This is a genomic window from Fibrobacter sp. (assembly GCA_012523595.1).
Lineage (GTDB): Bacteria > Fibrobacterota > Chitinivibrionia > Chitinivibrionales > Chitinispirillaceae > JAAYIG01.
This window is the reverse complement of record JAAYIG010000043.1, coordinates 1-19,023: the sequence shown is the minus strand read 5'-3', so window position 1 is coordinate 19,023 and position 19,023 is coordinate 1. Positions and strand designations below refer to the sequence as shown.

Here is a 19,023-nt window from a genome sequence, read left to right as displayed (position 1 = left end):
TGCGCTCATGAAAAGGTTTAATTACAAGAATGTAATGCAGGTTCCCAGACTTGAAAAGATTGTCCTCAATATGGGTGTTGGGGATGCGGTTGCTGATGCCAAGCTGATTGATGAAGCGGTGATGACACTTCGGGAAATCACGGGGCAGAAGCCGGTTGTGACAAAGGCCCGCAAGGCGATCTCCAATTTCAAACTGAGGGAGAATATGCCTATCGGATGTAAAGTTACCCTTCGTCAGGACCGGATGTGGGAGTTTTTCGATCGTCTGGTTTCCATAACGATTCCAAGAATCAGGGATTTTCGTGGTCTCTCCCGCAAGTCTTTTGACGGCAGGGGAAATTACACTATGGGAGTAAAGGAACAGATCGTATTTCTGGAAATTGACCGCGACAAGATTTCAAAGATTTCCGGGATGGATATCTGTATTTGTACATCCGCTGAAAATAATGATGAAGGAATGGCGCTTCTGGAAGAGATGGGGATGCCTTTCCGGAAATAACGCAGGAGAATTGATGTGGCTAAGAAAGCATTGATAGAGAAGAGCAGGAAAAAACCGAAATTTTCGACCCGTAAGTATACCAGATGCAGACGATGTGGCAGACCGCGGGCATTTATCCGCGATTTTGGCATCTGCAGGATCTGTTTTCGTGAAATGGCTCTGAAGGGTGAAATTCCCGGTGTGGTGAAAGCCAGCTGGTAAGCGTGGAGAAAGGGATTTAGGGATGTTGACCGATCAAATTGCAGATATGTTCAACCGTATTAGGAATGCGATTCAGGCAAAGAAACGTACAGTGAATGTGCCTGCTTCAAATCTTAAGAAAGAGATCACCCGTATTTTGTTTGAGAATCATTTCATCAGCAAATACGCTTTTGTCAATGAAGAAGGAAAGCAGGGTATTATCAAGATACTGCTCAAGTATGATGATGAACTGCGTAATTCCATTCAGGGCATAAAGAGAATAAGTACACCTGGACGTAAGCAGTACAAAGGGGCGCAGCAGCTTCCCAAGGTCCTTAACGGAATGGGAATAGCCATTGTTTCTACATCCAAAGGTGTAATGACCGACAAAGAATGCCGCAAGATGAATGTAGGCGGTGAGGTGATCGGAATAGTCTGGTAGCCTTTCTTAAGGCCAGAGGAATTTTGTAAATATAAAGGAGTAAAACTTGTCTCGCATAGGAAAAGTGCCAGTCAAAATACCAGGTGGGGTTCAGGTGTCTGTTGTCGGACAGAAGATCGAGGTGAAGGGGAGCAAGGGGACTCTTTCCCGCGAATTCCCCCGGGATCTCAAGATCGAGGTAAAGGACAACCAGGTTTTTGTTTCACCTGCAATTCAGAGTGAAAATGTCAAGGCACTCTGGGGTCTCTACAAGGTACTGATTGATAACATGGTTATCGGAGTCTCTCAGGGTTATAAGAAGATACTGGAGGTTGTCGGGGTGGGTTACAAGGCTGAGCTTAAGGGAAAAGATCTCAGCGTTGCAGCGGGTTTTTCCAGTCCCAAGATGTTCAAGGCTCGCCAGGGTGTCACCTTTACGGTGGATGGTGGAACAAAGATAACTGTAGAGGGGATTGATAAAGAGCTGGTAGGGCAGGCAGCAGCGGATATTCGTCGTATCAGACCGCCGGAACCTTACAAAGGCAAGGGGATAAGATACCTTGATGAGAAGATCAGAAGAAAAGCTGGAAAGACCGCTGGAAAATAATACACTGGAGCTGAAGAGATGAATAATTCTGAAAGAAGACTTATTGAACGTAAACGCAGGGCTGAGCGTGTGCGTAAATCTATTGCTGGAACTCCTGAAAGGCCTCGTTTGTGTGTGCGCCGCAGCTTGAATCATATCTATGCGCAGATTATTGATGATGTGAATCGCAGGACTCTGATTGAGGTCGGCAGCAGGGGTAGAGATTTTGCACAGAAAATAGCCGGTAAAAAAGTGACCAAAACGGAAATTTCCAAAATGATTGGTGAGATGCTGGCCGAGCAGGCAAAGGAAAAAGGTGTTACTACGGTGGTTTTTGACAGGAAGGGATATCTTTTTCATGGCCGGGTGAAAGCTCTGGCTGAGGCAGCCCGCAGTAAAGGGTTGGCTTTCTGAGTAGCGAAAGGGGACTTTGGGTTGAATAACGAAGAGATTTTAGCAAGCGGCGGTGAATCCCAGTTGACAGACCGTTTAGTGGCAGTCAGCAGATGTGCCAAGGTGGTCAAAGGGGGACGGCGATTTGGTTTCAATGCTTTAGTGGCTGTCGGGGATGGAAACGGCACTGTTGGTATTGGAATGGGAAAAGCGAATGATGTTACCGAGGCAATCCGCAAGGCGGTCGAGAATGCCAAGAAAAACGTGGTACAGGTCAGTCTCGTTGACGGAACTATACCTCATGAGGTAATAGGTCATTTTGGTGCTGGAAAGATTATTCTCAAGCCGGCGGCGCCGGGAACAGGCGTGATTGCAGGCGGACCAGCCCGTGCTGTTCTTGAACTGGCTGGAGTGCGGAATATTCTCACGAAGTGTCTGGGCACAACCAATGCTCATAACGTCGTAAAAGCAACTCTTCAGGGGTTACTCATGTTGAAGACACGCGATCAGATCCGTGATCTTCGTCAGGTCCCAGTATCCACAGGTGCATGATTGAAAGGTGAATGTAATGGCCAAGAAGTTGAAGGTTACACAGATTCGAAGCACGATCGGAAAGCTGGAAGATCAAAAGCGCACGGTTCGTGCATTGGGGCTGGGGAAAATCCGCAAGAGTATTATTCATAATGATACACCCAGCATTCGCGGGATGATCAATAAAGTTGTTCACCTGGTGCAAGTTGAAGAAGTGGATGGAGAATGAAATGCTGAGATTAAACGAGCTTAAGCCTGCAAAGGGTGCTAAGAAAGATGCCAAGAGAATTGGTCGTGGGACAGGCAGCGGGTCTGGATCAACTGCCGGAAAAGGAAACAATGGACACAGGGCCCGCAGTGGCTCTAGGGACAAGCTCTATTTTGAAGGTGGACAGACTCCCCTTACCAGGAGAATCCCCAAAAGAGGCTTTTTCAGTCCTTTCAAAGTCGAGTACCAGATTGTAAATGTCGGCAGTCTGGAAAAAATAGAGAATACCGGTAAAGAGATAACAGTGGAGCAACTCTATGAACTGGGACTGATTTATGAGATTGACAAGCCGGTAAAGATCCTCGGTGATGGAGAATTGACGAAAGCGGTTTCGGTAAAGGCACACTCTTTTTCCAAAACTGCCAGAGAAAAAATAGAAAAAGCCAAAGGGAAAGCAGAGGTCGTAAGTCGTGCTTGAGACTTTCAAGAACATATTCAGGATTCCGGAGTTAAAGAAGCGTATACTCTTTACGCTCTTTATCATCTTTATTTACCGGGTCGGAGGGCATGTTCCTACTCCTGGAATTGATCCAAGAGTATTGTCCGATTTTCTTGCGCAATCGCAGAATTCACTTTTCGGACTTTATGACATGTTCGTTGGTGGCGCGTTTAAAAGGGTGACGGTTTTTGCTCTTGGTATAATGCCCTACATCAGTGCATCGATTATCATTCAGTTGCTGGGAACTGTATTTCCCTATTTCCACAAGCTTCAAAAGGAAGGCGGGGAGGGCCGTAAGAAGCTTACGCAGTATACCCGTTATGGAACAGTTCTTCTTTCAATAATACAGGCAGTAGGTATCAGCATTTTCCTTCAGAGCATTACTTCTCCGGTAACCGGACTGAAGGCTGTCAATCCTGATCTTGAAGGAATAAGATTTACATTGCTTACCACGCTGAGTTTAACGACCGGTACCATGTTGATCATGTGGCTGGGAGAGCAGATCACCAACCGTGGACTTGGTAATGGAATATCTCTGATAATTTTTATCGGTATTATTGCGCAATTGCCTGATGCGGTTCTGGCGGAGATTCAACAGGTTGTAGCCGGGACTCGTCATCCATTTATGGAACTGGTGATTCTGGCAGTGATTCTCAGTATGACAGCATTTATCGTGATGATGACTCAGGCGACAAGACGTATTCCGATACAGACTCCAAAGAAGGTTGTAGGTAATAAGATGTATGCTGGGCAGAATACAGTTCTGCCGCTCAGACTGAATATGGCTGGAGTGATTCCGATTATTTTCGCATCATCGATAATGACTTTTCCCGGTATGATTCGCAGCTTTTTTCCTGAATCTGCACTGATGGAGGATCTTTTCAGGTGGTTTGCTCCGGGAGGGGTTCTTTATTCATTGAGCTTCGCGGTGTTAATTATTTTCTTTACCTATTTTTACACTGCGATCATTTTTAATCCTCTTGATATCGCGGACAATTTGAAGCGGTCCGGAGGGTTTATCCCGGGTATCAGGCCTGGAAAGAAGACTGCGGAGTTTCTGGACAATGTTCTGACACGAATAACTCTGCCTGGATCGGTTTTTCTGGCGTTTATTGCGATAGTACCATTTTTGATGATGGGTGCTATGAAGATCAATTTTTACTTTGGCGGGACGAGTGTTCTGATTGTTGTGGGAGTCGCTCTGGATACTCTTCAGCAGCTTGAATCTCATTTGCAGATGCGTAATTATGAGGGTTTTATGAAGAAAGGAAAGTTACGCGGCAGACGGTTTTAGTTCTGCCGATTGTGGTATATAAATTATGGCGAAGAATGATTCGATACAGGTGGAGGGTACGGTAACTGAGACTTTGCCAAATGCTTCGTTCAAGGTGATGCTTGAAAACAAGCATGAAATACTGGCACATATTTCGGGAAAGATGCGAATGAATTATATTCGAATCCTTCCCGGGGACAAAGTCCTGGTTGAACTTTCACCCTACGACTTGACTCGTGGAAGAATTGTTTACAGATACAAGTAAAGGGGTGCTATTTTGAAAGTGCGTGCATCGGTAAAGAGAATATGCAACGGATGCAAAGTCATCAAGAGGAAAGGTACTGTACGGGTAATCTGCGCAAAAAACCCGAAACACAAACAGCGCCAGGGATGATTGCATATTGCAGTCAGATTAAATCGAAAAATGAATACAGAATCCGGAATAAGGGGGTTTTAAAGTGGCTCGTGTAGCAGGAGTCGATATTCCAAATAATAAGTGTGCCGAAATAGCCTTAACCTATGTGTTTGGTGTCGGCAGGTCGACAGCTAAGGCGATACTGGAGAAAGCCGGAATCGACTTTACCAAGAAAGTGAAGGATCTTTCCGAGGAAGAACTGGATCGTATCAGGCGTATTATTGACAGTGAGTATCAGACAGAGGGTAACCTCAGGAGTGCAGTACGCATGAATATCAAGCGTCTGATGGACATTGGTTGTTATCGTGGTCTAAGGCATCGTCGTGGTTTGCCTGCCAACGGGCAGCGTACCCGTACGAATGCAAGGACGAGGAAGGGTCCGCGTAAGACGATTGCCAATAAGAAAAAAGCATCTGTTAAGGGCTGATGAACATTTCAGATGAGAGAGGTTTTACGAGATGAATAAAGAGAGCAGTGCCAGTACCAGGAAAATCAAAAAAAAGGCCTCTGCAGAGGGTGTAGCTCATATCAGAGCGACATTCAACAACACAATTATCAATGTTACAGACGCTAATGGCAATGTTGTGGCGTGGAACACACCTGGAAAATCCGGGTTCAAGGGATCGCGCAAGAGCACTCCATTTGCAGCGGGAATTGCCGCTGAGGTAGTTGGAAAGATGGCTTATGATGCCGGAGTGAGGAAGGTGGAGGTACATCTGAGGGGTGCCGGTAATGGTCGGGAGAGTGCGATCAGGGCTCTTGCAGCAGCCGGTATCAGGATTGTTGCGATTAAAGATTTCACGGCTGTGCCGCATAATGGTTGCAGGCCGCCAAAACGCAGAAGAGTATAATAATCAATTTTATCGTATAGACTGAGGAGAAAAGAACATGGCAGTTTATCATGGTCCCCGATGCAGGCAGTGCCGCAGGGAAGGCGTGAAGCTGATGCTTAAAGGGGAGCGGTGCAAATCGGAGAACTGTGCTGTTGAGCGCAGACCATTTCCACCGGGAATGCGTGTTTCAAAAAGAAGGCGTACATCGACCGAATACAACCTGCAGTTGCGTGAGAAACAGAAGATACGTCGCATTTACGGCGTTCTGGAAAAACAGTTTGAGCTTTACTTTGGGACTGCTGCCAGGTCGAGTGGAGTGACGGGTGAGAAATTGCTCCAGATTCTCGAAATGCGCCTGGATAACATTATCTACCGTCTGGGCCTCGCACCATCTCGGTCAAGTGCCAGGTTGCTTGTGTTGCACAATCATTTCCGGGTAAACGGTAAAAAGATAAATATCCCATCTTACCAGGTAAAGGCCGGGGATACGATTCAGGTAAGAGAGAAAAGCAAGAACCTTGAAATAATCCATAGTTCATTAAAGGCTTTGCGGGACATTCCGGAGTGGTTAACCATTGACAAAGTCAAACTGGAAGGATCTGTGATCCGTGTTCCAGAGCGGGCAGCCATACCGGTTAACGTTCAAGAACAGCTCGTAGTCGAACTGTACTCCAGATAAAAGGGAGATTTTAAACGAAATGAAATGGAAAAGCTTGATGATGCCTAAAGGCATCCAGATCGAGAATCCAGAAAACATCCCGAATTTTGCGCGGGTGATTGTTGAGCCACTTGAGCGAGGCTGGGGGCACACCATCGGGAATTCTCTTCGCAGAATTCTTCTTTCCTCTTTGCAGGGTGCTGCTGTGACATCGGTGAGAATCAATGGTGCAATGCATGAGTATTCGACTCTGGAAGGGGTGGTGGAGGATGTTACTGACATTATTCTGAACATAAAGCAGCTCAGGATTAAACTGCATGCTGATCATGACACCACGCTGAGACTTGAAGTGAGCGGTGAGGGAGAAGTCAAGGCAAGTGATATAGAAAAGAACCCTGATGTCACGATTCTCAATCCGGACCTTCATATCGCCACAATCAACTCTGATGCAAAGCTTAAGATTGAAATGCGTGTATCAGACGGCAGGGGTTATGCCCCGGCAGAGATGAACAGGCGGGAAGAGGACCCGGTTGGCACAATTCCAATAGACGCACTTTTCTCACCGATTACAAAAGTCAATTATGTGGTCGATAATACGCGTGTGGGACAGCGTACCGATCTTGACAAGGTAACTTTTGAGGTGTGGACAGACGGCAGCATATCGGTGGAAGATGCGATGGGTTATTCCGCCAAGCTGCTCTACGATCATCTTGAAATTTTTATCAACATTGAGGGTGAATTCGAGCCTGTTCAGGAAGCAATTCATGATGAAAAGACCGAAAAGCTTCGTCAGTTGCTGAAGATGAGAGTTGATGAACTCGAACTTTCGGTCAGGTCGAATAACTGCCTGAGAGCGGCCAATATCCATACTCTTGCTGATCTGGTCCGTAATCAGGAGTCGGATATGCTGAAGTACAAGAATTTCGGAAGAAAGTCGCTTGTTGAGTTGAACCAGGTACTGTCGAATCTGGGGCTTACATTCGGAATGGATGTAGACAAAATTATGGGTTCCAGCCACGAGTAACCTGTTTATATTTAGTCAAACGGAATGAGTAAAATTCAGAGAAGGTATTAACAATGCGTCATCTGGTATCTGGACGGAAATTAAACAGAACAGCTAGTCACCGTCGGGCAATGCTTTCCAATCTGGCAATATCGATTCTGGACAAGGAGAGGGTTACAACAACTCTTGCCAAGGCCAAAGAGGTGCGCAGTGTAGTGGAGCGCCTTATAACCTATGGCAAGCAGGGTGGGCTTCATGCGATACGCATGGCATCCCGCAGAATCAACGACAAGGCGGTGTTGAAGAAACTATTCGATGATATTGGGCCTTCATTCAAGGACCGTGAGGGCGGATACACCCGCATTATAAAGATAGGCGAACGTAAGGGCGACAATGCCCCGATGTCTATCATTGAGCTGGTTGGACGTGGTGGTACAGAAGCTGTCAGGAAACGCAAAAGGAAGCCGAAGGCAAAAGCTGCTCCTCAGGCGGCGGGTGCCACTGAACAGGTACAGAGTGCTGAAACAGCCGCTCCTTCTGAAGCTTCTTCTGAAAAATCCTCTTCGGAAACTGAAAAATAAACTCAAAGCGGTCAGTAATGACCGCTTTGAGTTAATCTTGTGTACTTTCCCTGAAAGGACATATATATGGCAGTAAGTTACAAAGAACTTGGTTTTGTAAATACCCATGAAATGTTTAAAAAAGCTATGGAAGGCGGTTACGCTATTCCGGCTTACAATTTCAACAACATGGAACAGATCCAGTCCATTATCACTGCATGCGGGAAATCCAATTCACCGGTGATCATGCAGGTTTCAAGCGGAGCGAGGAAGTACGCCAATTCCACTCTTCTGAGGTACATGGCTCAGGGTGCGGTGCAGATGGCGAGAGATGCCGGTTACAATATTCCTGTTGCTCTTCATCTTGATCATGGTGACACTTTCGAACTCTGTGTATCCTGTATTGAGAGCGGTTTTTCATCTGTTATGATTGACGGGTCTCATCATCCTTACGAGCAGAATGTCGAGTTGACAAAGAAAGTTGTTGAGTATGCTCACAAGTATGATGTTACTGTTGAGGGTGAGCTGGGGGTTCTTGCCGGTATCGAGGATGATGTTCAGGCGGCCAAGTCTATTTACACTCAGCCGGAACAGGTTGAGGATTTTGTCAAGAAGACCGGTGTGGATTCACTGGCTATCTCTATTGGTACATCGCATGGTGCATACAAGTTCAAGCCTGAGCAGTGTACAAAGGATGAGAGCGGGGTATTGGTTCCTCCTCCTCTTCGTTTTGATATTCTTGAAGAGATCGAGAAGAGGATTCCTGGTTTTCCGATTGTTCTGCACGGGGCCAGCTCGGTTCTTCCTGAATATGTGAAGATAATCAATGAAAATGGCGGAAAACTCAAGGCTGCAGTAGGAATTCCCGCAGAACAGCTTCGCAGGGCGGCAAAATCTGCTGTCTGCAAGATCAATATCGATTCTGACGGCAGGCTGGTAATGACAGCAATAATAAGGAAGACTTTTGCCGAGAAGCCTGAGGAGTTCGATCCCAGAAAGTATCTTGGACCGGCTCGTGAGGAGCTTATTAAGATGATGATCGACAAGAACGAAAACGTTCTGGGAAGTGCCGGAAAAGCGTAATTTTCTGATTAGAATTTTTTGTGAAGAAGGGAATCCGATTTACGGATTCCCTTCTTTGTTTGCGCCCGGCAGGGCGCAGGCATTTGACAGTGTAAATACCTTTGAAAAACTATTCATGCTTTCCATTTGTTTGCTTTAAGATCTTCCATATTTTGATGCAATGCAGATGTGAATTATATTGTTTCTATACGTAAACTACTTTAAGCTTCTCTCTGAAATCTGAAAGGTACACCTGTCATCACATTGAAGGACCTTTCTGGAAAACAGGAAATCTTGAGACTCCTGATGAAATTACGAGTGATTGCAGCATTTTTAACCATTGTTTGCCTGAATGGTTATTCCCAGATATCACTTGATGATTATTATGAGCATTGCAGATCGTCCTGCTACTGATAACTTCATATCGAGTGTGGTTTGCACATTTCGATCAACCTATCGATAAATCTATCCTGCTCCGGATTTACGGCTCTCCTTACCGGCTCCTGCATGAACCACTCAACTGATTCACGTATTGCTGCGACAAAGGTTTTTTTGCAGGAGAATCCCGGGACAAACTTTTTGATTTTAGAATTGTCAAATACCCCATTCTCTTTTTTGTCACCAAAGAGAGCTCCGCGAGCTTCCGGATAAACCTGTGACAGGGCTTTAGAAGGAATATATTCCACAACCGGTTCTCTTCCAAGTGTGGCGCCAAGGATTTGGTATATCTTATTCCAGGAAAGGGCTTCATCGCTGGTTATATGAAAAGCTTCACCTATGGCATTGAGATTACCTGCAAGTCCTCCCAGACCTGCTGCAAAATCAGAAGCTGCTGTAAGAGTCCAGAGTGATTCGCCTCTGTCATGGATTATAATGGGCCTTCCATCGAGGATACGTTGAGCCACAGTGAAATCATTTCCGCACAGAGGGGAGGGGATCCATTGATTACCGAATGTGTGAGATGGTCTGACAATGGTGACCGGGAAGAGTGGGCTGTTTACACTCCAGAGATACTCTTCGCATCTGATCTTATCCTGGGCGTAGTGCCAGAATGGATTACCAAGAGGTGTCTGTTCTGTAATGGGTATTTTTTTATGGGGTTTTTCATAGACTGTCGCGCTGCTGATAAAGATGAATTGACCTGTTCTGCCTTTGAATATCTCATAGTCCACTTTTAAATGATCCGGGACAAATGCGAAGAAGTCGATGACACAATCAGACTCAATACCGGCAAGGGCTTTTTTGAATTCTTCAGTATTGTTCCTGTCTGCTCTGATATGGGTGTACAGGGGAGGGACAGGTCGTTTTCCGGTTGTTACAACTGTGATGGAGTTACCTTTCTGGTAGAGGGCTGCCGCTACTTCTGAGGAGATATTTCCTGTTCCGCCGATTATCACTACTTTCATGTTTCTTGCCTTTGTTTTTACTCGTTTTCCGCTTAAATATAACATGAGAAATATACAGGATTTATCCTCAAGGAGAGATTGAATTTTTAAGAGGAGAGAGAGATAATAAAGGAATTAAGGTCAAGAGAAGGGGAACTCGTGCAGAGATGCGGAGGAGGGGGTGAAATAGTGAAATAAGGCATCAAATCATAAAATTATCTCTGGGGTGAAACAATGACTTAAGCGTTTAATTCACAAATTCATCCTGGAGGTGACACAGGAAAAGATCTGGTACACGGGGAGGGGGAGGTTTCCGGAAAAACACCCCTTCAGAAAACCTGATTGCATTTTTCAGAGCTTAAACCATTTTATAGGACACTTTTTATTGATCAGGAGGTTTTTTATGAGTGCAGGGCTGTTAAGACGAACTGTTTTTCTTTCATTGTTTGCCTTTTCCTTCTGTTTTGGACAAGACAAACAAGCCTCGCCTGAGGGAGGGAGTTTTGCTCTGGGAGGAATACTCGGAGATCATCCCTGGGGTGGTGGGACTGTGAAATACTGGTTTACTGACGCTCTGGCTGTAGATGGATCAGTAGGGTATAGATGGGGTCTGCATTTACAGGCAAGTTTCACACACAACAAAGAGTACTTTGATTTCCCCAAAGGCGACATGATGCTTAGTTTCGGTGGCGGATTATGGACAGAGATAGGTTTTGGTTTTCAAATGGGTCTTCAGGGTAAAGTGGGAGCTGAATGGTTTATGCCCTGGGCTCCTTGGGGAGTATTCGTGAATTATCTTCCAGTTATCAATTTTATGCATTTTTATGTAGGTGACCTGTTTTATACGTGGGTTGCAGGCGCGAGGTTTTATTTCTGACCTAAAAAGAAAAAATGTGTTTACGGGCCGGATTTTTTCCGGCCTTTTTTTGGGTTAAGATCCTCTGACTGCCTCTGTAACTAACTATCGCTTAGTCCTCCTGAGCATTTTCCACAATTGCCGCTACATATCGAAATTGAGAGTTATCCAGAGTAGATTATAGTGAGCCTGCGATGTAACAGAATGTTTATGAAGTTACATCGATAGGAAGAGAACGAAGATCATGGACTTTTTTCAGAATGGGATGTTTTTTTGAGGAATTCCATTCAGTTTTTGTAGCAAGGTTGCATGGATCAGGGGTAATTAATCATATTGTATTTCCTTTGTGGATTTTTTTACCGGCTAATATAGAAAGGGAAATTTACAAATGAAGGTAATGCCGGTCAAGCGGGCACTTATCAGTGTGTCAGACAAAACGGGTGTAGTGGAATTTGCACGCGAACTGGTGAAAAACGGTGTGGAGATACTTTCTACCGGGGGGACATCGAGAAGCCTCAAAGAGAGTGGGGTTGCGGTAAAATCTGTGGATTCCTACACCGGACATCCTGAGATTATGGATGGCCGAGTAAAGACTCTTCATCCTCGTGTCCATGGGGGAATCCTGGCGATAAGGGATAATCCTGAGCATATAAAGCAGATGGCAGAGAATGGAATTGAGCCCATAGACCTGGTTGTAGTCAATCTGTATCCTTTTGAGAAGACTGTTCTCAGGAAAGATGTGACTATTGAGGAGGCGATAGAGAATATTGATATCGGGGGGCCGACGATGGTCAGGAGTGCGGCCAAGAACCATGCCTATGTTACAATTGTAGTTGATCCTGGTGATTACGACCTTATTCTAGATGAGATTTCAAAGTTCGGCGGGGTCACATTTGAGAGCCGGAAGTATCTGGCTGTGAAAGCATTTCGCCATACTGCGGATTATGATGCCAATATCGACAAGTACCTCAGTGATGTTTATCTTGGAGAGAAGATACTGCGGATCTCTTATGGAAAAGGTTCTTCCCTTCGTTATGGAGAGAATCCGCATCAGAGCGCGGTTTTTTTCAGGGGAAAGAGCCAGGAGCCATCTGTAGCCAATGCATGTCAGTTGCATGGGAAAGAGTTGTCTTTCAACAATATCGTTGATGGTGATGCTGCGTTAGAGGTTATAAAAGAGTTTTCAGATTCTCCCTCGGCAGCCGTAATCAAACATACAAATCCCTGTGGACTGGCAACGGGAAATACACTGGCTCAGGCGCTGGAGGCGGCCTGGTCGGGAGATCCAATCTCTGCTTTTGGCAGCATTATAGCGGTCAACCGGGTTTTGGACAAAGATGCGGCTGAGGTTCTTGCAGGGCGGTTTGTGGAGATGATAATAGCTCCGGATTTTACACCGGATGCGCTCCAGTATCTGAAAGAGAAGAGCATGGTTATAAGGCTTCTTGCGGTTGGAGAACTGGCTGGAAGCGAGAAGGAAGCATTCACATTGAAGCATGTTACAGGCGGTCTTTTGTGGCAGTATCGTGATACGGGTGTCAGTGAAAAATGGGAGTCTGTGACTGCTCAGGCATTTCCTCCGGAAAAGGAGATGCTGGGGTGTTTTGCCTGGAGAGCCTGCAAGCACGTGAAATCAAATGCTATAGTTCTGGCGCAGGAGTATGCTCAGGGTGTTTACAGAGTTCTGGGTATGGGTGCGGGTCAGCCAAACCGTGTAGATGCGCTCAGGAAGCTTGCCGTTCCAAAGGTTTGTGAGAATCTTGCCCGGGAGTACCAGAATGAGGGCAAGTCAGTTCCCGGGGATTTAAAGTTTGCCGAATTTGAGGACATGGTTATGGCTTCGGATGCGTTTTTTCCTTTCCCGGATGCGATTGAGGAAGCGCATAGTGCGGGTATAAGGTATATAGTGCAGCCCGGAGGATCAAAGCGGGACGGGGAAGTGGTAGAGGCTTGTAACCGGTATGGAATGTCTATGGTTTTTACGGGAATGCGGCATTTTTGTCACTAAGCACGGCATTGTTTTTGCAGCATTCTGGGTCGATTTGTTTGAAATCATAAATGAGTATAAATATTAAAGGAAAATTGGCGTATATGGCAAAACATCTGGTAATAGTGGAGTCGCCTGCGAAGTGCAAGACCATATCCAAGTATCTGGGGAAGGATTTTGCGGTGCGGGCAACGATGGGGCACATAATAGATTTGCCTGAAAAAGAGTTGGGTGTGGACCTGGAGAAGGATTTTCGTCCCAAGTACACAACCTCCAAGGGGAAACGTCGCATACTTCGTTCTCTCCGTGATGAGGCATCGAAGGTGGAGGATGTTTATCTCGCACCCGACCCTGACCGTGAAGGGGAAGCTATTGCCTGGCATGTAGCTGAGTCTATAAAGAATGAGAACACAAGTGTAAAGAGGGTGATGTTCAATGAGATCACCAGGCGCGCGGTGCTTTCTGCATTTGAGAATCCCAAAGAGATTGACATGAACAAGGTCAATGCTCAGCAGGCGCGGCGTATACTTGACCGGATCGTGGGTTATCAGGTTTCCCCGATTCTCTGGCGGACTGTTTTCAGGGGGTTGAGTGCCGGACGGGTGCAGTCTGTTGCTCTTCGTCTGATATGTGAGCGCGAAGAAGAGATAAAGGCGTTCAAACAGATGGAGTACTGGTCTATTCATGGAACTTTCGAATATGAGAAATCATCCTTTTCCGCAAAGCTCTTCTCTATTGACGGGAAAAAGGGTGACCAGGAGCATGCGCTTATCCCCGATGAGGCTGCAGCCAAGGCTATTATAACCCGTCTGAGCGGGGTAGATTACAGCATAAAGGATGTGACCAGGTCTGAGAAGGTTCGCAAGCCTTATCCGCCGTTTATCACCAGTACTTTGCAGCAGGAAGCGGCCAGGAAGCTGGGATTTTCGGCTGCAAAGACAATGATGATAGCGCAGCAGCTCTATGAGGGATTGGAACTTGGCGAACTGGGTTCAATGGGGTTAATCACCTACATGCGTACCGATTCGACGCGTATAGCCACGGAGGCCTTGCAGGATGCATCAAAGGTTATAAAGGAGCTTCTGGGCGACAAGTATCTTCCTGCGGCACCAAGATTATATGGCAAGAACAAGAACGCACAGGACGCACACGAAGCGATCAGGCCATCGCAGGTGAATCTTGATTTCTCTCCTGACAGGATGAAACAGTATCTCTCACGGGATCAGCATCGTCTGTACGAACTGATCTGGAAGCGTTTTCTGGCTTCACAGATGGAAAATGCAGTTTTCGATTCTACAAGGGTTGATATAGAGGGTGATGGATGTGTGTTCCGTGCTACAGGCAGTATCATAAAGTTTGATGGATTTCTTGCTCTTTACGATGAGACTGTGGAAGACAGTTCCGAGTCGGGCGAGAGTCAGAATGAGAGACTTCCGAATCTTTCTGCCCACAAGCCGGTTACTCTGAAGGAACTTCTTGATAAGCAGCACTTTACGCAGCCCCCCCCCCGTTACACTGAAGCATCGCTGGTGAGGGAGCTTGAGGACAAGGGGATAGGAAGGCCGAGTACTTATGCTCAGATTATTGATACACTGAAGAGACGCAAGTATGTAAATGTTGAATCGCGTCGGTTTGTGCCATCTGAGGTGGGTATGATGGTCAAGAACATACTTGTAAAGGAGTTCTCCAGTGTTTTTGACGTAGGTTTTACAGCCGACATGGAATCATCGCTGGACAAGGTAGAGGTGGGAAATGCCGACTGGGTGCAGGTGCTCAGAGATTTTTACGGTCCATTTTCCAGCCGTCTGGCCGATGTACGTCAGAGTATAAAAGATCTGCGGGCGCAGAACCAGGAGGTTACAGAGCGGACATGTCCCGAATGCGGGAAGCATCCGCTGGTGATTAAATGGAGCAGAAACGGCAAATTTCTTGCCTGTCAAGGTTTTCCGGCATGTAAATACACCGAGCCGCTGGAAAAGATGGATGTTGTCCAGACCGATGAGAAATGTGACAAATGCGGTGCATCGATGGTGATTCTTACTATCAACGGGAACCGTTTTCTTGGCTGTTCAAAATTTCCTGAGTGCAGGAATACCAAATCGATGTCTACCGGAGTGCGTTGTCCTCAGGAGGGTTGTGAGGGGACGATTGTCGAGCGTAAGACCCGTCGTGGAAAGGTTTTCTATGGCTGCAGTGCTTATCCCGGGTGTACATTTGCGACCTGGGACCGTCCTGTTGACCAGAAATGCCAGAAGTGCGGTTTTCCGATGATGGTTTACAGGGAGACGAAGCGTAAGGGTGCGGTCATGAGGTGTATCTCATGTAAAGACGAGATACCGGCAAAGCAGAGCACACCTGAAGTGACTGCGGAAGTTTGAGGAAACCGGGCGATACATTGGGTACAGTTGCCATTATTGGAGCCGGGCTGGCGGGCAGTGAAGCTGCTTTGGTTCTGGCCAGAAACGGTATTTCTGTCGATCTTTTCGAGGCCCGTCCTGAGCGGATGACTCCTGCGCACAAGACCGGGTATCCTGCAGAGTTAGTCTGCTCAAACTCCTTCAAATCCAATCAACTTCCATCGGCACATGGTCTTTTAAAAGCGGAACTGTCAATTCTGGGAAGTCCAGTTCTGGAGGCGGCAAAGAGATGTGCAATTCCTGGCGGGTCTGCACTTGTAGTTGACCGTGAGGCTTTTTCCGCTGAGGTGGAAAGGCTTATCAGAGAAGAGCCGGGTATAAGGTTAATTCGTCAGGAGCTTAAAGAGCCTCCCTTATCATACCGTTGCTGCATAATTGCTGCGGGTCCCCTTGCATCGGAGGACCTTACAAACTGGCTTGCAGAGACTTTCTCCGCATCATCTCTGCATTTCTACGATGCCATAGCTCCGATTGTGTCGGCAGATTCACTTGACATGTCAATAGTATTCAGCGCATCGAGGTGGGAAGATGGCGAGGGGGATTATCTCAACTGTCCATTTTCCGAGGAGCAATACCGGGTTTTTTACGATACCTTAAGGGAAGCGGACAGGGTTATTGCGCGGAGTTTCGAGAATCAGAAATTTTTTGAAGCTTGTCTTCCTATTGAGGTTGCGGCGCAGAGGGGTTATGAGGCGCTCGCGTTTGGTCCTCTAAGGCCTGTGGGTCTTATTGATCCCCGCACAGGCAAACGTCCTTTTGCAGTGTGTCAATTAAGGAGAGAGAAACTTTCAGGGGAGAGTTACAATCTGGTAGGGTTTCAGACCCGGCTCACTATCCCTGAGCAGAAGCGTGTTTTCCGTTTGATACCAGGAATGGAGAAAGCCGAATTCCTGCGATTTGGAAGCATTCATCGTAATACCTATCTTGATTCTCCAAAGCTTCTTTGTGAGGATCTTTCTTTTCATAGCAACAGATCGCTTTTTCTGGCAGGTCAGATTTGCGGCAGTGAGGGGTATACCGAGAGTGTGGTAACCGGGCATCTGGCTGCTGCTGCAGTTGTGGCGAGGGTCAGGGGTGAAACTTTTGTGGTGCCTCCTGCCGAGACTGCGCTTGGTTCACTGTTACGCCATGTTACCTGTTCTGAGGAGAAGAGCTTTACACCTAGCAATATCCATTTCGGCCTGTTTCCGCCTCTTGAGGAAAAGAGGAAGGGGAGGGGTTGGAAGAAGGAGAAGAAAGAGCTTCTTTGTGACAGGGGGGTGAAGGGAATGATAGACTGGAGCCTGAAGACAGGGCTGGTGAGGGGCAGTGAGGCTAAACAGAGCCAGTCAGTGCCTGCTTGATTTCTTCAGGGATTCTTCTTGCTCTTCCATCAGATCTCATGCATGCCAGCCTGATGTTCCCTTTGACAAGCAATACTCCGGATTCATTTTTAATGGTTGTTTCAAAACCGATTGTTGCCGCAGTGATTTCATTTACAATTGACTGGACGTCCAGAAGATCGTTGTATCGTGCCGGTGCGCGGTATTTGACATTTGCTTCGATTACAGCGAACAGGATATTATTTTTCTGATATTCGGAAAGATCCACTCCCTGTTTTCTCAGCAGTTCTGTTCTGCTTCGTTCCATGTATTTCAGGTAGTTGGCGTAATATACCACATTTCCGCAGTCGGTGTCTTCGTAGTAGATTCTGATTTTCATTTACTTGACCTCTATGTTGTATTCTTTGATTTTGCGCCAGAGTGTAGAACGGGAGATACCCAGTTTTCTGGATGCCTCGGTATAGTTAAAGTTGGTCAATATCAGAGTCTGAGAGATGTGTCTTTTTTCCATTTCTGCAAGGGTAAGCACTTCTCCGGAATCGGGACTGGAGTCCTGGGTTGGTCCTGAGAGCAGCAGCCTGTTTCGGAACATGGATTCCGGAAGGTCTTTTTCTGTAATTTCGCCTCCTTCGGCCAGGACTACTGCATGTTCCAGGATATTTTCCAGTTCTCTTATATTTCCCGGATAGTCATAGTTGGCAAGAATAGCTTCTGCTGCCTTGGAAAACCGGCTAATGTGTTTGTTAAGGAGTTGATTGTATCTGTGGACAAAGAGACGGATGAGATTTGGAATAGTCTCTTTTCTCTCGCGTAAAGGGGGCAAGTACAGATAGAAAACGTTAAGGCGGAAAAAGAGGTCTTCTCTGAATTTCCCCTGTTCCATAAGGCGGGTAAGGTCCTTGTTTGTTGCTGCGATAATCCTCACATCGACCGATCTGCTTGTTGTCTCACCTATTCTGCGGAATTCCCTTTCCTGGAGGAAACGCAGGAGTTTGACCTGTGCCTGAGCAGAGAGTTCTCCCACTTCATCAAGAAAAAGTGTTCCCAGATGAGCTTCTTCGACCAGACCTGGTTTATCCCTGTCGGCTCCGGTGAATGCGCCTTTTTTGAAACCGAAGAGTTCACTTTCGAAGAGTGTATCCGGTATTGCTCCGCAATTCATGGCCACAAATCGCCCATCGACTCTTTTTGACATGCGGTGGATTATTCTGGAGAAGAATTCTTTTCCGGTTCCGCTTTCTCCGCCAATCAGAATAGTTGAATTTGTGGGGGAGATTTTCATTGCAAATTTAAGAATCTTCTCCATCGATGGTGAACCTGCCATCAGGTCAGAGAGGAACTGTTGTTCAAGCTGGATCTGGTCATCCTGTCTCTCAATCCGCAGTGCGAGTTTATCCAGGACGGATTTGAGGTCGGTCATCTTAAATGGTTTTACCAGATAGAATGCGGCGCCATTTCGGAGGGCGTTTGTGGCTTCTTCCAGCTCGTTCATTGTTGTAAAGACCACAATCTCCGCACTGTATCTGGTGCGGATATAGCTAACAATATCAAGCTCGATCATGGGCATCTGCTGGATATCTAAAAACACGATTCCGATTTGGGATTGATCGAAGGCTGACAGAGCTTCTGCCTGAGAGCCGGTCTCAATCACATGGAGTCCATGTAAAGAGAGGTTTTCTCTTATCCTGGCACGGAAAGGGATATCTGAGGAGATAACCAGAACAGATTTATTAATTTTACCGGTTGTATTTGAGATTATTGACATAGCATTTTTTATGCAGTTGAACTGGAAAAAAGTTTATTTTTACACCAGTTCTGTAATTTAATAAAATACGTTTTAGAAGCCGTCTCTACAACGGCAGTTCCTGAATATTCTTTACAGGTATTTTTGATGGGATTTTCTTTAAGCAGGGTTTCTATCACTCGTGTCAGACT

Annotated in this window: 24 protein-coding genes; 21 read left to right on the top strand and 3 right to left on the bottom strand. The window is 46.3% G+C overall.

The annotated features are described in order from the left end of the window. Positions 1 to 7: 7 nt before the first annotated feature. The 17 genes from rplE to GX089_02125 all read left to right on the top strand — a co-directional run bounded on the left by rplE (position 8) and on the right by GX089_02125 (position 9,142). Positions 8 to 499: a 50S ribosomal protein L5 gene (rplE, locus tag GX089_02205; GenBank protein NLP01284.1), complete on the top strand. Its 492-nt coding sequence runs from the start codon at positions 8 to 10 to the stop codon at positions 497 to 499. Between the two features lie 15 nt (positions 500 to 514). Further along, entirely contained in the window at positions 515 to 700 is a 186-nt protein-coding gene (locus GX089_02200; protein NLP01283.1) for a type Z 30S ribosomal protein S14, read from the top strand. 25 nt (positions 701 to 725) lie between these two features. Further along, on the top strand, positions 726 to 1,121 hold the full coding sequence (gene rpsH, locus GX089_02195; GenBank protein NLP01282.1) for a 30S ribosomal protein S8: 396 nt from the start codon (positions 726 to 728) through the stop codon (positions 1,119 to 1,121). A gap of 46 nt (positions 1,122 to 1,167) precedes the next feature. After that, positions 1,168 to 1,707 carry a 50S ribosomal protein L6 gene (gene rplF / locus GX089_02190; GenBank protein ID NLP01281.1) on the top strand — a complete coding sequence of 180 codons (540 nt, stop codon included), beginning with the start codon at positions 1,168 to 1,170 and terminating at the stop codon, positions 1,705 to 1,707. An 18-nt stretch (positions 1,708 to 1,725) separates the two neighbouring features. Next, entirely contained in the window at positions 1,726 to 2,100 is a 375-nt protein-coding gene (locus GX089_02185) for a 50S ribosomal protein L18 (protein NLP01280.1), read from the top strand. Positions 2,101 to 2,121: 21 nt separating this feature from the next. Beyond that, entirely contained in the window at positions 2,122 to 2,631 is a 510-nt protein-coding gene (rpsE, locus tag GX089_02180; GenBank protein NLP01279.1) for a 30S ribosomal protein S5, read from the top strand. A gap of 16 nt (positions 2,632 to 2,647) precedes the next feature. Continuing rightward, positions 2,648 to 2,839: a 50S ribosomal protein L30 gene (gene rpmD / locus GX089_02175; protein NLP01278.1), complete on the top strand. Its 192-nt coding sequence runs from the start codon at positions 2,648 to 2,650 to the stop codon at positions 2,837 to 2,839. 4 nt (positions 2,840 to 2,843) lie between these two features. Then, positions 2,844 to 3,296, top strand: coding sequence for a 50S ribosomal protein L15 (rplO, locus tag GX089_02170; GenBank protein NLP01277.1), 453 nt, complete (start codon positions 2,844 to 2,846; stop codon positions 3,294 to 3,296). Further along, complete coding sequence (secY, locus tag GX089_02165) at positions 3,289 to 4,611, top strand: preprotein translocase subunit SecY (GenBank protein NLP01276.1); 1,323 nt, start codon at positions 3,289 to 3,291, stop codon at positions 4,609 to 4,611. The genes rplO and secY overlap by 8 nt, the downstream gene beginning before the upstream one ends. 25 nt (positions 4,612 to 4,636) lie before the next feature. Then, on the top strand, positions 4,637 to 4,855 hold the full coding sequence (gene infA / locus GX089_02160; protein NLP01275.1) for a translation initiation factor IF-1: 219 nt from the start codon (positions 4,637 to 4,639) through the stop codon (positions 4,853 to 4,855). Between the two features lie 12 nt (positions 4,856 to 4,867). After that, entirely contained in the window at positions 4,868 to 4,984 is a 117-nt protein-coding gene (rpmJ, locus tag GX089_02155; protein ID NLP01274.1) for a 50S ribosomal protein L36, read from the top strand. Between the two features lie 64 nt (positions 4,985 to 5,048). Beyond that, positions 5,049 to 5,432 (top strand): 30S ribosomal protein S13, encoded by a 384-nt coding sequence (rpsM, locus tag GX089_02150; protein ID NLP01273.1) that lies wholly within the window; start codon positions 5,049 to 5,051, stop codon positions 5,430 to 5,432. Between the two features lie 31 nt (positions 5,433 to 5,463). Further along, positions 5,464 to 5,856 (top strand): 30S ribosomal protein S11, encoded by a 393-nt coding sequence (gene rpsK, locus GX089_02145; GenBank protein ID NLP01272.1) that lies wholly within the window; start codon positions 5,464 to 5,466, stop codon positions 5,854 to 5,856. Between the two features lie 37 nt (positions 5,857 to 5,893). Beyond that, the gene (rpsD, locus tag GX089_02140; GenBank protein ID NLP01271.1) at positions 5,894 to 6,517 is read left to right on the top strand and encodes a 30S ribosomal protein S4; all 624 of its coding nucleotides are present in this window, start codon (positions 5,894 to 5,896) and stop codon (positions 6,515 to 6,517) included. Positions 6,518 to 6,536: 19 nt separating this feature from the next. Continuing rightward, entirely contained in the window at positions 6,537 to 7,520 is a 984-nt protein-coding gene (locus GX089_02135; GenBank protein NLP01270.1) for a DNA-directed RNA polymerase subunit alpha, read from the top strand. A 53-nt stretch (positions 7,521 to 7,573) separates the two neighbouring features. Beyond that, a complete protein-coding gene (gene rplQ, locus GX089_02130) occupies positions 7,574 to 8,080 on the top strand; it encodes a 50S ribosomal protein L17 (GenBank protein ID NLP01269.1) in 507 nt (168 codons plus the stop codon). A 66-nt stretch (positions 8,081 to 8,146) separates the two neighbouring features. Then, a complete protein-coding gene (locus tag GX089_02125) occupies positions 8,147 to 9,142 on the top strand; it encodes a class II fructose-1,6-bisphosphate aldolase (GenBank protein ID NLP01268.1) in 996 nt (331 codons plus the stop codon). Between the two features lie 398 nt (positions 9,143 to 9,540). On the opposite strand, the gene GX089_02120 is transcribed toward GX089_02125, so the two are convergent. Continuing rightward, the gene (locus GX089_02120) at positions 9,541 to 10,527 is read right to left on the bottom strand and encodes an NAD-dependent epimerase/dehydratase family protein (protein ID NLP01267.1); all 987 of its coding nucleotides are present in this window, start codon (positions 10,525 to 10,527) and stop codon (positions 9,541 to 9,543) included. A 382-nt stretch (positions 10,528 to 10,909) separates the two neighbouring features. Between GX089_02120 and GX089_02115 the strand changes: the two genes are divergently transcribed. The 4 genes from GX089_02115 to GX089_02100 all read left to right on the top strand — a co-directional run bounded on the left by GX089_02115 (position 10,910) and on the right by GX089_02100 (position 17,109). After that, on the top strand, positions 10,910 to 11,383 hold the full coding sequence (locus GX089_02115) for a hypothetical protein (GenBank protein ID NLP01266.1): 474 nt from the start codon (positions 10,910 to 10,912) through the stop codon (positions 11,381 to 11,383). A 376-nt stretch (positions 11,384 to 11,759) separates the two neighbouring features. Next, complete coding sequence (purH, locus tag GX089_02110; protein ID NLP01265.1) at positions 11,760 to 13,370, top strand: bifunctional phosphoribosylaminoimidazolecarboxamide formyltransferase/IMP cyclohydrolase; 1,611 nt, start codon at positions 11,760 to 11,762, stop codon at positions 13,368 to 13,370. An 83-nt stretch (positions 13,371 to 13,453) separates the two neighbouring features. Next, positions 13,454 to 15,727 carry a type I DNA topoisomerase gene (topA, locus tag GX089_02105; protein NLP01264.1) on the top strand — a complete coding sequence of 758 codons (2,274 nt, stop codon included), beginning with the start codon at positions 13,454 to 13,456 and terminating at the stop codon, positions 15,725 to 15,727. A gap of 17 nt (positions 15,728 to 15,744) precedes the next feature. Further along, on the top strand, positions 15,745 to 17,109 hold the full coding sequence (locus GX089_02100; GenBank protein NLP01263.1) for a methylenetetrahydrofolate--tRNA-(uracil(54)-C(5))-methyltransferase (FADH(2)-oxidizing) TrmFO: 1,365 nt from the start codon (positions 15,745 to 15,747) through the stop codon (positions 17,107 to 17,109). Here the strand turns inward: GX089_02100 and GX089_02095 are convergent. Beyond that, on the bottom strand, positions 17,081 to 17,467 hold the full coding sequence (locus tag GX089_02095; GenBank protein NLP01262.1) for a YbgC/FadM family acyl-CoA thioesterase: 387 nt from the start codon (positions 17,465 to 17,467) through the stop codon (positions 17,081 to 17,083). The two genes, GX089_02100 and GX089_02095, sit on opposite strands and share 29 nt — an antisense overlap. After that, positions 17,468 to 18,853, bottom strand: a complete 1,386-nt coding sequence (locus GX089_02090; protein ID NLP01261.1) for a sigma-54-dependent Fis family transcriptional regulator — start codon at positions 18,851 to 18,853, stop codon at positions 17,468 to 17,470. Positions 18,854 to 19,023: the final 170 nt, after the last annotated feature.

Excerpts from the sequence above, each read along its gene's own strand:
- rplE (NLP01284.1), top strand. The coding sequence starts at position 8 with ATGAAAAGGTTTAATTACAAGAATGTAATGCAGGTTCCCAGACTTGAA.
- GX089_02185 (NLP01280.1), top strand. The coding sequence starts at position 1,726 with ATGAATAATTCTGAAAGAAGACTTATTGAACGTAAACGCAGGGCTGAG.
- rpmD (NLP01278.1), top strand. The coding sequence starts at position 2,648 with ATGGCCAAGAAGTTGAAGGTTACACAGATTCGAAGCACGATCGGAAAG.
- infA (NLP01275.1), top strand. The coding sequence starts at position 4,637 with ATGGCGAAGAATGATTCGATACAGGTGGAGGGTACGGTAACTGAGACT.
- rpsK (NLP01272.1), top strand. The coding sequence starts at position 5,464 with ATGAATAAAGAGAGCAGTGCCAGTACCAGGAAAATCAAAAAAAAGGCC.
- rpsD (NLP01271.1), top strand. The coding sequence starts at position 5,894 with ATGGCAGTTTATCATGGTCCCCGATGCAGGCAGTGCCGCAGGGAAGGC.
- GX089_02135 (NLP01270.1), top strand. The coding sequence starts at position 6,537 with ATGAAATGGAAAAGCTTGATGATGCCTAAAGGCATCCAGATCGAGAAT.
- rplQ (NLP01269.1), top strand. The coding sequence starts at position 7,574 with ATGCGTCATCTGGTATCTGGACGGAAATTAAACAGAACAGCTAGTCAC.
- GX089_02125 (NLP01268.1), top strand. The coding sequence starts at position 8,147 with ATGGCAGTAAGTTACAAAGAACTTGGTTTTGTAAATACCCATGAAATG.
- GX089_02120 (NLP01267.1), bottom strand. The coding sequence starts at position 10,527 with ATGAAAGTAGTGATAATCGGCGGAACAGGAAATATCTCCTCAGAAGTA.
- GX089_02115 (NLP01266.1), top strand. The coding sequence starts at position 10,910 with ATGAGTGCAGGGCTGTTAAGACGAACTGTTTTTCTTTCATTGTTTGCC.
- purH (NLP01265.1), top strand. The coding sequence starts at position 11,760 with ATGCCGGTCAAGCGGGCACTTATCAGTGTGTCAGACAAAACGGGTGTA.
- topA (NLP01264.1), top strand. The coding sequence starts at position 13,454 with ATGGCAAAACATCTGGTAATAGTGGAGTCGCCTGCGAAGTGCAAGACC.
- GX089_02095 (NLP01262.1), bottom strand. The coding sequence starts at position 17,467 with ATGAAAATCAGAATCTACTACGAAGACACCGACTGCGGAAATGTGGTA.
- GX089_02090 (NLP01261.1), bottom strand. The coding sequence starts at position 18,853 with ATGTCAATAATCTCAAATACAACCGGTAAAATTAATAAATCTGTTCTG.